This window comes from Saccharothrix sp. NRRL B-16348, from assembly GCF_001280085.1.
In the GTDB taxonomy this organism is placed as follows: domain Bacteria; phylum Actinomycetota; class Actinomycetes; order Mycobacteriales; family Pseudonocardiaceae; genus Actinosynnema.
Genome location: NZ_LGED01000025.1, coordinates 1 through 10,790 on the forward strand (window position 1 = coordinate 1; position 10,790 = coordinate 10,790).

At 71.9% G+C, this 10,790-nt stretch carries 8 protein-coding genes; 3 read left to right on the forward strand and 5 right to left on the reverse strand.

Features of this window, described 5'->3' with window-relative positions:
* Nucleotides 1–95: 95 nt before the first annotated feature.
* The 4 genes from ADK67_RS05960 to mraZ all read right to left on the reverse strand — a co-directional run bounded on the left by ADK67_RS05960 (nt 96) and on the right by mraZ (nt 4,237).
* Nucleotides 96–2,006, reverse strand: coding sequence for a peptidoglycan D,D-transpeptidase FtsI family protein (locus ADK67_RS05960; protein ID WP_053715380.1), 1,911 nt, complete (start codon nt 2,004–2,006; stop codon nt 96–98).
* 72 nt (nt 2,007–2,078) lie between these two features.
* The gene (locus ADK67_RS05965; protein ID WP_063797515.1) at nt 2,079–2,693 is read right to left on the reverse strand and encodes a hypothetical protein; all 615 of its coding nucleotides are present in this window, start codon (nt 2,691–2,693) and stop codon (nt 2,079–2,081) included.
* The gene (gene rsmH, locus ADK67_RS05970; RefSeq protein ID WP_053715385.1) at nt 2,690–3,637 is read right to left on the reverse strand and encodes a 16S rRNA (cytosine(1402)-N(4))-methyltransferase RsmH; all 948 of its coding nucleotides are present in this window, start codon (nt 3,635–3,637) and stop codon (nt 2,690–2,692) included. The genes ADK67_RS05965 and rsmH overlap by 4 nt, the downstream gene beginning before the upstream one ends.
* A 168-nt stretch (nt 3,638–3,805) precedes the next feature.
* Nucleotides 3,806–4,237, reverse strand: a complete 432-nt coding sequence (mraZ, locus tag ADK67_RS05975) for a division/cell wall cluster transcriptional repressor MraZ (RefSeq protein WP_053715381.1) — start codon at nt 4,235–4,237, stop codon at nt 3,806–3,808.
* Between the two features lie 583 nt (nt 4,238–4,820).
* On the opposite strand from mraZ, the gene ADK67_RS05980 reads away from it, so the two are divergent.
* From ADK67_RS05980 to ADK67_RS05990, 3 genes are read left to right on the forward strand one after another with little or no spacing between them, the layout of a single operon-like run.
* The gene (locus tag ADK67_RS05980) at nt 4,821–5,834 is read left to right on the forward strand and encodes an AAA family ATPase (protein ID WP_231648033.1); all 1,014 of its coding nucleotides are present in this window, start codon (nt 4,821–4,823) and stop codon (nt 5,832–5,834) included.
* 1 nt (nt 5,835) lies between these two features.
* Nucleotides 5,836–7,101: a DUF58 domain-containing protein gene (locus ADK67_RS05985; RefSeq protein WP_053715383.1), complete on the forward strand. Its 1,266-nt coding sequence runs from the start codon at nt 5,836–5,838 to the stop codon at nt 7,099–7,101.
* On the forward strand, nt 7,102–9,528 hold the full coding sequence (locus ADK67_RS05990) for a transglutaminase family protein (protein ID WP_053715384.1): 2,427 nt from the start codon (nt 7,102–7,104) through the stop codon (nt 9,526–9,528). It begins immediately after the preceding gene.
* 234 nt (nt 9,529–9,762) lie between these two features.
* On the opposite strand, the gene ADK67_RS05995 is transcribed toward ADK67_RS05990, so the two are convergent.
* Nucleotides 9,763–10,146: a DUF3040 domain-containing protein gene (locus tag ADK67_RS05995; protein WP_033437744.1), complete on the reverse strand. Its 384-nt coding sequence runs from the start codon at nt 10,144–10,146 to the stop codon at nt 9,763–9,765.
* Nucleotides 10,147–10,790: the final 644 nt, after the last annotated feature.

Below are 10,790 nucleotides of genomic sequence, written 5' to 3' on the forward strand. Positions count from 1 at the left end.
GTTCGGGTTTGCTTGGTCGCCAACCCACTTACCGGAGACCTCGCCACGTTCCGGGCACCGACACGCCGGCAGTCACCTCACCTTTGAAACACGGCCTAGTGCACGAGCGGCACGATCGGGCTCTGCTCGTCCGACAGCGGGATCTGGTAGCGCTGCGCCAGGTACGACGCGACGTCGTGGAACAGCGGCGCGGCCGACTGCGGGTTCCCCGTCGGGTTGTCGAGCATGATGCCGACCACGAACCTGGGGTCGTCGGCGGGCAGGATGCCCGCGAACGTGATCCAGTACTGTGAACTGCTGTAGCAGCCGCACTTCGGGTCGATCTGCTGCGCCGTGCCCGTCTTGCCGCTGATCTGGTAGCCCGGCAGCGCCGCCGGCGTGCCCGTGCCGCTCTGCAGCGCCGCGTCCGGCCCCGACGCCTTCTGCACCACCGCGCGGAACATGTCGCGGACCGTCTTGGCCGTCTGCGGCGACACGACCCGCTCGGTGTCCGGCGGGCCGATCTCCTTGCGGCTGCCGTCGGCCGACACCTCGGCCCGCACGATCCGCGGCGCGATGCGCACACCGTCGTTCGCGATGGCCTGGTACATGCCGGTCATCTGCAGCAACGTCATGCTCAGGCCCTGCCCGATCGGCAGGTTGCCGAACGTCGAACCGGACCACTGCTTCAACGGCGGCACGTACCCGGACTCCTCGCCGGGCAGACCGGACTGGGTGCGCTTGCCCAGGCCGAACTTGCGCAGCATGTCCGCGTACCGGTCCTGGCCGACCTTCTGCGCCGTCATCAGCGTGCCCACGTTGGACGACTTCGCGAACACGCCGGTGAGCGTCATGTCCAGCGGGCCGTGCTGCCACCAGTCCCCGATCACCCGGTCGGCGACCTCGATCCTGCCGTCGACCCGCAGCACGCTGTCCGGCTGGTAGACGCCGTCCTCGACGGCCGCCGCCGCGGTCACCACCTTGTTCACCGAACCCGGCTCGAACACCGACGTGACCGCGATGTTGCGCAGCTGGTCCTCGGAGGCCTTGCCGAAGTCGTTCGGGTCGAACGTCTTGTCGTTGACCATCGCCAGGATCTCGCCGGTCCGGCTGTCCAGCACCACCACCGAACCGCTGCGCGCGGCCGACTTGGCCGTGTAGTCGGTGACCATGCGCTGCAACGCGTACTGCGTGTCCACGTCCAACGTCAGCTCGAGGCTCTTGCCCGGCGTGGCGGCGGCCAGCTCCTGCGACCGGCCCGGCCCGGGGATGACCACGTTGTCGTTGCCCTGCATGGTGTCCACGACCCGCAGCCCGTTGCTCCCGGCGAGCAGGTTGTCCTGCGCGATCTCCAGCCCCAGCAGGCCGTGCGTGGCGGGCGGCTCGGTGTCCTTGCGCCAGTTCGCCGCGCCGATGATGTTCGACGCCAGCTCGCCGTTCGGGTACACGCGCACGGCCCGCGCCTCGGACCCGATGTCGTAGTACTTCTCCGTGATCACGGCGGCCTTGCCCGGGTCGACGTTGTCGACCAGCTCCACGTAGGTGGTGTCCTGGGACAGCTTCGCGAGCATGGTGTCCCGGTCGGTCTTCTGCCCGGCGACCTCCTTGCCCAGCGTCTGCTCGATGAACCCGGCGATGTCGGCCAGGCGGTCCTCGAAGCTGCCGATGTCCGGGTCGTCCTCCAGCGCCTTCGCCCATTCCTTGCGCATCAGCTGCGGCGTCACGTAGAGCGCCCGCGACTCCACGCTGAACGCCAACTGGTTGCCGTTGCGGTCCAGGATCGAGCCGCGCGGCGCCAGGATGTCGATCTGCGTCGCGCGCTGCTGCTCGGCCTGCGCGGACAACGCCGCCGCCTGGAAGCCCTGGACCTGCACCAGCTTGAGCCCGGCCAGGAGCAACGCACCCACCAGCAACAACCGGCCCACGGTGAGGCGCACCCGGCTGTTGCCACCGCGCCGCCTGCGGGGAGCGGGTCCCCGGACGGACAACGGCCGTCGCACGGGTCTGCCCCGGCTGGGCCCCGGCATCACTGACCTCCTGGTACCGGCTGTTCCACTGGTTGTTCGAGCACCGCGTCCTGCCTGTCCGCGCGGCCGTGCTCAGCCCTGCGGCGGCTGTTGGCCACCCGCCTGCTGCCCCGTCTGGTCACCGGCGGGCGGTTGCTGCCCCGCCGGGTCCTGGGCCGGCGGCGGCGTGGTGGACGTGGTCGGCGGTGGCGGCGGCTGCACCGCGGACGGCTTGCCGTACACCTCGACCGATCCGTCCGGCAGCTGCCGCAACCGCGCCGGGTCGCCGGCCGGGACCAGGCCCAGCTTCGTCGCGGCGTCGGCCAGGCCGGGTGGCGACTCCGCCAGCGCGACCTCCTGCCGCAACTGCTCGACCTGCTGGGCGAGCCGGGTCTCCTCGGCCCGCGCGTCCTGCAAGCGGTACGAGTCCGCGGTCGCCTGGGTCGCCAGCCACATGATCGCCGCGATGCCCACGCCGAGCACGACCATCACCATCACCACGAACGGCGCCTTGGGCGCCACCGTCTGCTGGCGGGTCACCGCCGGGCGGCGCTTCGACGACGTGCGCTGCGCACGCCGCGCGTAGGCCCGCTCCGCCGCGGCCGACCGGCGACGCTCCGCCGGCACGGCCTTCAGCGCGCGCTCCCTCGGCTTGGAGTGCCTGGCCGGTGGCTGCACGCCGCCGCCGGTCCGTGCCGGTGCGGTCATGTCGCCTCCCGGATGCGTTCCGCCGCTCGCAGCCGCACCGAGGCGGCCCTGGGGTTCTCTTCGATCTCCTGCTCGTTCGCCTGCTCCGCGCCCCTGGTCACCAGCCGCAGCTGGGGACCGTGGCCGGGCAGCTCGACCGGCAGGTCCTGCGGTGACGTCGACGTGGCCAGCGCGGTGAACGCGCGCTTGACCATCCGGTCCTCCAACGACTGGTAGGACTCCACGACGATCCGCCCGCCGACGGCCAGCACCGACAGCGCGGCGGGCAACGCGAGGCGCAGCGACTCCAGCTCCTCGTTCACCTCGATGCGCAACGCCTGGAACGTCCGCTTCGCCGGGTGGCCGCCCGTCCGGCGGGTCGCCGCGGGCACCACGTCGTACAGCAGCTCGACCAGCCGACCGCTGGTGGTGAACGGCTCGCGCTCCCGTTCCCGCGCCACCGCGCCGGCGATCTTGCGGGCGAACCGCTCCTCGCCGTAGTCGCGCAGGATCCGGGTCAGGTCGTCCACCGAGTACGTGTTGAGCACGTCGGCCGCCGTCATGCCGGTGCCCGCGCTCATCCGCATGTCCAGCGGCGCGTCCTTGGAGTACGCGAACCCGCGCTCCTCGGCGTCCAGCTGCAGCGAGGACACCCCGAGGTCCATCAGGATCCCGTCGACCTTCGCGCCGCCGACCGCCGAGGCGATCCCGTCGTACGTGGTCTGCACGAACTCGACGCGGTCGGCGAACGGCGCCAGCCTGCGCCGGGACAGCTCGATGGCCTGCGGGTCGCGGTCCAGCCCGATCAGCCGCACCCGCGGGTGCGCCCTCAACACCGCCTCGGAGTGCCCGCCCAAGCCGAGCGTGCAGTCGACGAACACGGCGTCCCGATCGGCCAACGCGGGGGCCAGCAGGTCGAGGACGCGATCGAGCAGCACCGGCACGTGACGCGCCTGCTCCACCATGCCCACTCCCTCGATGGTCCCCCCTCACAAGACAAGAAATTCGGGTGTCGTCAGGTCCCCGCCCGCCCGTCGGACCTGGCGCCGGGGAAGGTGCGCCAGGGCCGAAAGCCGAGCGGACCGAGGCCTCACGGCACCCGAAACCTCGAAACAACGGCCGTTCCAGCCGATCTAGAAGACGCCGGGCAGCACCTCCTCGCGCGCCGTGGCGTAGCTGTCCTCGTGTTCCTCGAGGTAGCGCTGCCACGCCTGCGCGTCCCAGATCTCCAGCCGGTTGATCGCGCCGATGACCACGCACTCCTTGGTCAGCCCCGCGTACCGCCGCAGCTCCGGTGCGATCGACACCCGGCCCTGGCCGTCCGGCCGCTGCTCGTCGGTCCCCGCGAACAGGTAGCGCTGGTAGGCGCGGACGGCCTCGTTGGTGAAAGGAGCGTCCGCCACCTTGCGCGCCATCTGCTCGAACTCGGCCCGTGGGAACACGTAGAGGCAGTGGTCCTGGCCCTTGGTGACCATGAGACCCCCCGCTAGCGCGTCCCGGAACTTCGCAGGCAGCGTCAGTCGGCCCTTGTCGTCCAGCCTCGGGTAGTGCGTGCCCAAGAACACGGCGCCCACCTCCCGATGCCGGAAGCGTCACTTCCGACCGGCAGTGGAGCCCCCGTCTGCCCCACCGGCCGCCACAGTACCCCACTTTTCACCACAGTCAACGCTGAAACGGGTGGTTGCACGGCCTGTGCCGAAGCGTTTACGCAGGTAGAGCGAAGATGGCCGGCGTGGAGCGTGGTGGGGGACGCGGCGCGCGACCACCTCCGCGGGTGAGGCGAACCGGCCCGAACTCCACCCGGATGGCGCAGCGAAATCGGGCAAAACCGGTTCCGCGGCGGCCCCGGTGGGGAATGGTGGTGGGGTGCGGTGAACCGGGTGGCGTCGCCGGCCGTGGAATCCAAGCGCACGAAACTGTTCAATCGGTGTAGGGCGCTTCGCCCTGGTTTGACACACTGCGTGAAACGCTCACCGCCACCGCGAACCGGTCGCGGTAGGGCCGCGCCCTGCTCCAGGAGGTCGAGTGACTCCGAGTACACAGCCAGCCGCGCTGCCAGAACACTCCTACGGGGGCAGCGGCGCGCCGGCGGGCAACCAGGTGAACGCCGTCGGCACCGCCGACAACCGGGCGGCGCACGCCAACCACGTGCCGGTCCGGGAGGAAGCGCTCGCGGAGCTGCACGCCGCGGTGGGGCGGATCGCCGCCAACGTGGAGAAGGTCATCGTCGGCAAGCCGGACGTCGTCCGGGTCGCGCTGGTCACCCTGCTCGCCGAGGGCCACCTGCTCGTCGAGGACGTGCCCGGCGTCGGCAAGACCTCGCTCGCCAAGGCGCTGGCCCGGTCCATCGACTGCACCGTGAGCCGCATCCAGTTCACCCCGGACCTGCTGCCCAGCGACATCACCGGCGTGTCGATCTACAACCGGCAGGACAACGACTTCGAGTTCCGGCCCGGCCCGGTGTTCGCGAACATCGTGGTGGGCGACGAGATCAACCGCGCCTCGCCGAAGACCCAGTCCGCGCTGCTGGAGTGCATGGAAGAGCACCAGGTCACCGTCGACGGGCAGACCTACCCGCTCGGCGCGCCGTTCATGGTGATCGCCACGCAGAACCCCATCGAGATGGAGGGCACCTACGCCCTTCCCGAGGCGCAGCGCGACCGGTTCACCGCGCGGGTCTCCATCGGCTACCCGGACCCGGCGGCCGAGCTGGCGATGGTGGACGAGCACGCGGGCCACGACCCGATGGCCGACCTGCGGCCCGTGTCCGACGCCGAGCAGGTGCTCCGGCTGGTCCACGTGGTGCGGCGGGTGCACCTGTCGCAGGAGATCCGCCGGTACGCGGTCGAGCTGGTCGGCGCCACCCGGCGGCTGCCCGAGCTGCGGCTGGGCGCGTCGCCGCGCTCGACGTTGCAGCTGGTGCGGGCGGCACGGGCGCAGGCCGCGTTGGCCGGTCGCGACTTCGTGGTGCCGGACGACATCCACGCGGTCGCCGTGCCGGTGCTGGCGCACCGCCTGGTGCTGACCGCGGAGGCCCAGGCGGCCCGCCGGTCGTCGGCCGACCTCGTGCGCAACCTGCTGCAGCGGGTGCCGGTGCCGCAGGCGGCGCTCGACCCGACCGGGCAGTTCCTGCACAACATCAACCCGAACAACCACCGCTGACATGCGCGGAGCCCTGTCCGGGCTGACCACCCGGGGCCGGTGCCTGTTGGCCGCGGGGTTCGCGGCCGGTTTGTGCGCGATCGTGCTCAACGAGCGCGACCTGCTGCGCGTGGCGGCGTTCGTGGTGGCCCTGCCGCTGTTGGCGGCGTGGCTGGCGCAGCGGGCCAGGGTCGGCCTGCACGCCACCCGGCTGCTGCACCCCAGCCGCGTCCAGGTGGGTTCGGCGACGGACGTGCGCGTGGAGCTGCGCAGCGCCGGACGGCTGCCGACCGGCGGGCTGCTGCTGGAGGACGCGGTGCCGTACGCGCTGGGCGCGCGCCCGCGGTTCGTGGTGGAACGGTTGCCGCGCAACATCGTGACCGTGCTGCGGTACCCGCTCAAGCCGGTGATGCGCGGCGTCCAGCAGGTCGGTCCGCTGATGGCGCGGATCACCGACCCGTTCGGCCTGGCCGAGTTCGACCGCGAGATGGCGGGCCGCAGCCGGCTGGTCGTGGTGCCTCGGGTGGTGCCGCTGACCGGCCTGCCCAGCGGTTCGGGCATGGGTTCCGGCGACGACGGCTCGATCCGGCTGCGCGCCGGCCAGGGCGAGGACGACGCGGTGGTCCGCCCCTACCGGCACGGCGACGACCTGCGGAAGGTGCACTGGCGCTCGACCGCGCGACGCGACGAGCTGATGGTGCGGGTCGAGGAACGGCCGTGGCGCGGCGGCACGACCGTGCTGCTGGACCACCGGCTGGTCGCGCACCGGGGCAGCGGTCCCGGCGCGAGCCTGGAGTGGGCGGTCTCGCTGGCCGCGTCGATCTGCCTGCACCTGCACCGGTACGGCCACCAGGTGCGCCTGGTCGGCGACGACGGCCGGGTGCTGGCGGGCGGTCCGGGCAACAGCGGGTACAGCGACGCGGTGGTGCTGGACGCGTTGGCCGCGCTGCCGCCGTCGCACCGCCGTGAGCCCGCCACCGGGTTGGACCCCGGCGCGGGACAGGAAGTGATCGCGATCCTCGGCGGCAGCACGCCCGCCGTCGTGGACGCGCTGGTGCGCAACCGGCCGCGCGGGATGCGCAGCCTGGCGGTGGTGATGGACGTCGGCGCGTGGGCGTCCGCGTCCGAGGACCCGGCGCCCGACCCGGCCGACGCCCAGCGGTTGCTGAGCGGCGCGGGGTGGGGCGTGGTCGTGGCGCGGCCGTCCACGCCGATGGGGCAGGTCTGGCAGGAGCTGTGCCACAGCGCGGGCAACCGCGGCCCCGTGGTGCGCACGGAGGTGGGCTAGGTGACCGGCAGGACGAGCGCGGTGGGCAGCGACAACTGGGTGGTGAACGTGACACCCGCGGTCGCCGGCCTGGCGACGCTGTGCGCGGCGACGGCGTTGTCCAGCGTGCTCGACGGCGTGCTGTGGCTGGTGTACCTGGCCGTGGCGATCGCGGTCGTCGGCGGCACGGGCGTGCTGATGCGCGCGGCACGGCTGGCCGCGCCGCTGGTCGCCCTCGGGCAGGTGCTGGCGTTGACGTGCCTGCTGGTGACGATCTTCACCCGCAGCGGTGTGCTCGTGGTGCTGCCCGGTCCGCAGTCGTTGCAGGACCTGCTGACGGTGCTCGGCGACGCGATGACCGAGGTGCAGACCGGTGTGCCGCCGGTGCCGGACAGCCCGGCCATGCGGTGCCTGGTCATGGTGGCGATCGGGCTGGTCGCGATCCTGGTCGACACCCTGGCGGTCGGCTTGGCGGCGCCCGCGGCGTCGGGGCTCGTGCTGCTGTGCGTGTTCGCGGTGCCCGCGTCGTTGGCCGACGAGATGCTGCCGCTGTGGACGTTCGTGTTCGGCGCGGGCGCGTTCGCGCTGCTGCTGGCCGTGGACGGGCAGCACCGCCACGAGGCGTGGCGCGGCAGGTTGCCCGGTGGCGGGCAGAGCGGGTCCGGGCCGGCGGCGACGGCGGTGGCCGGGTTGGCCCTGGTGGTCGCGTTGCTGGCGGGCGCAAGCCTGACCCTGGTCGGCACGGTCGGTCGGCTGCCCGGCAGCGGCCAGGAGGTCGGCGGCGGCAGCGGCGGGCTGGGCATCGACCCGATGACGCAGCTGCGCGGCATGCTCAACCAGGGCGCGCCGCGCGAGCTGTTCCGGGTGCGGAACATGCCGGGCACCTCGGCGTACCTGCGGGCGATGACGTTGCGCCAGTACGTGCCCGACAAGGGCTGGGAGCTGGGCGGGAACATGCCGGAGGGCGTGCCCGCGAACGGCCCGCTCCCCCAGCAGCCCGGCGACCCGGGCGGCGGCGACGTCACCGAGGTCCGGATCGAGCCGGTGAACTGGGTGGACAACTGGCTGCCGGTGTACGGCCGGCCGCGCGGCGTCCAAGACGTCGAGGACAACTGGAGGTTCGACCCCGCGCGCGGGATGATCTACAGCGTCCGGCCGCGCAAGTCCGGTGAGTACACGCTGGAGACGGTGTTCGACACGCCGTCGGCGGACACGCTGCGCAGGGCAGGCGATCAGCTGGACGTCGACTCGGCGTATCTGGAAGCGCCGGGCGTCGAGGGCCGGGTGGCCGAGTTGGCGCGGCGGATCGTGGCCGGGCACGACAACCAGTTCGACCGGGCGACGGCGCTGTACCGGCACTTCACCGACGGCACGCAGGGCTTCGAGTACACGACGCAGACCTCGACCACGAACACGTCGGTCGACGCGTTGGAAGACTTCGTGTTCAACGGCAAGAAGGGGTTCTGCGAGCAGTACGCGTCGGCGATGGCGATCATGGCGCGGTCGGTCGGCATGGCCTCGCGGGTGGCGCTCGGCTTCACCGCCGGGTACGCCACCGGTGACGTGCAGACGATCACGTCGCAGGACGCGCACGCGTGGGTCGAGATCTACTTCCCCGGCTACGGCTGGATGACGTTCGACCCGACGCCGCTGTCCGACGGTCGCGGCGTGACCCCGCCGTACATCTCCGGTCTGGACCCGGACGACGAGGAGGACGGCACCAGCGAGAGCGCTACGGCGACCACGACCACCACGGTGGCCCCGGGCACGTCGGCGTCCGCGTCGGCCGTGCCGGACGCGTTGGGGCAGGACGGGACGACTTCGGCGGAGGAGCCGACGCCGACCTGGCACCTGGTGACGCTCGGGGTGGTGGCGCTGCTCGCGTTGCTGGCGACGTTGGCGGTGCTGTTCGGCGGTGCGCGGTTGGCTCGGCCGGTGTGGCTGCGTTCGGCGGCGTTGGTGGGTTGGGCGGTCGTGCTGGCGTTGGCGTTGGCGCTGCTGTCGTGGTGGTTGGCGGTGGTGTTGGTGCTGATCGTGGCGGTCGGGGCGCCGGCGGCCGTGCGGGCTTGGCGGCGGCAGCAGCGGTTGCGCGCGGTGGCCGGGCTGGGGCCGGACGCGGCCAGTGCGGCTTGGCAGGAGTTGGTCGCGGAGTCCGTGGACCGGGGCACGCGCGTGCCGCGCACGGAGACCGTGCGGGTGGCGGCGCGGCGGTTGGTGCGGGTGCACAACCTGGACGAGCAGGGCCGGGACGGGCTGCGCGCGGTGGTGGGCGCGGTGGAGCGGTCCTGGTACAGCGCGCAGGCGGCGGCGGACCCGTCGTTGCCCGGTGCGGTGGACAACGTGCGGCAGAGCATGAACCGCAACGCGCCGTTGGCGTTGAAGGCCAAGGTCCTGCCCCGGTCGGTGCTCCAGCCGAAGCCGCCGGCGGAGCAGGACCCGGACGAGTGATCACGGGGCGTTCAGCGGTGTGACGGTCCGAGGGCCGGGGGACTTGGCGGTCCCCCGGCCCTCGTCCTTTCACTGGGCTTCACCGGGCTTGACCGGGCTTCACCCCGGCCCGGCGCTCATCGGCCGTCGCCCTCGCCCTCGACGTCGGCCTCGGCACGCAGACGGCCCGCCCCGGAGGTTCCCGGGGCGGGCCGTCTGCGTTGTTCAGTCGTTCAATCGGGGCTGTCGCGCGGACTACTCGTCCTCGAAACGGCGACGGAAACGTTCTTCCATCTTCTGTGAGAACGAGCTGCGGCTGGGCCGGCTTCCCTCTTCGCTGGGTTCCTCGGCACCCTGGTCACCACGACGCAACGTCGTCACGGTGAGCAGCACGCCGAAGAACATCAACAGGAAGCCGACCACGCTCACCACCGGGATACCAGCGAGCTTCGGCAACATCACACCCGTCACCAGCAGTGCCACACCCACGGCGAACAACGCGATGCCTTGGATGCGACGCCGTCGGGACGGCTTGCGCAGCTTGGCACCGCGCACAGTGGATGCGAACTTCGGGTCCTCGGCGTAGAGCGCGCGCTCGATCTGGTCGAGCAGTCGCTGCTCGTGCTCGGAGAGTGGCATGGCTCCTCCTCCGGCACAGCGGTCGCGGGCGCCGGGTAATCACGGTTGCCGCCGGTCCCGGCGGACGCCCCGCCCTGGGGGCGTCACAACCAGGATACGATTCGGGAGGCTTGGCGACTACCCAGTCCGTGCCCCTAAGCGGTTCGTTCTGTCACCATCATCCTCACGGGTCAACGGTCAGACCACCGTGAGGTCGTGCAAGTCGCTCCGAGGTCAACTGTCAAGGCCTGCGAAAGCTCCGTTGTTCACTCCCCTGCGCGGGTGATCATAGGCCCACGACTACCGAACCGTGGTCCCGAATCGGACAACGACACCCCCTCACCCTCCCTTCCGTCCCACGTTCAGACCTGACGCGCACGGTGTGTAATCGACCCGGCACACTCCCGGCGGAGCCGACGGAGACCAAGATCACAACCGCCCACCGGCCACTCGTGCTCTCAAACACTCGCGGCCGGCGGCCTCGGAGGCCGGGTACGGAACCACGAACCGACGTCGGGCCCACGCCAACCTCGTTGCTAGCTCTGGGTGTTCACCTCCTTGCGGTGCGTGCTCGGCATGGGGTTGCGGGCGGATTGGGCCGGCCCGGCTCGCGCCCGGCTGCGCTTCGGACGGAACGGGGTCAGGCGTCCGGCGACGGCCGCGGG

What these genes read in the sequence shown, in the direction of transcription:
- ADK67_RS05995 (WP_033437744.1), bottom strand. Translation starts at nt 10,146, where the DNA reads ATGCCACTCTCCGAGCACGAGCAGCGACTGCTCGACCAGATCGAGCGC.
- rsmH (WP_053715385.1), bottom strand. Translation starts at nt 3,637, where the DNA reads ATGGTGGAGCAGGCGCGTCACGTGCCGGTGCTGCTCGATCGCGTCCTC.
- ADK67_RS05985 (WP_053715383.1), top strand. Translation starts at nt 5,836, where the DNA reads ATGCGCGGAGCCCTGTCCGGGCTGACCACCCGGGGCCGGTGCCTGTTG.
- ADK67_RS05965 (WP_063797515.1), bottom strand. Translation starts at nt 2,693, where the DNA reads ATGACCGCACCGGCACGGACCGGCGGCGGCGTGCAGCCACCGGCCAGG.
- ADK67_RS05960 (WP_053715380.1), bottom strand. Translation starts at nt 2,006, where the DNA reads ATGCCGGGGCCCAGCCGGGGCAGACCCGTGCGACGGCCGTTGTCCGTC.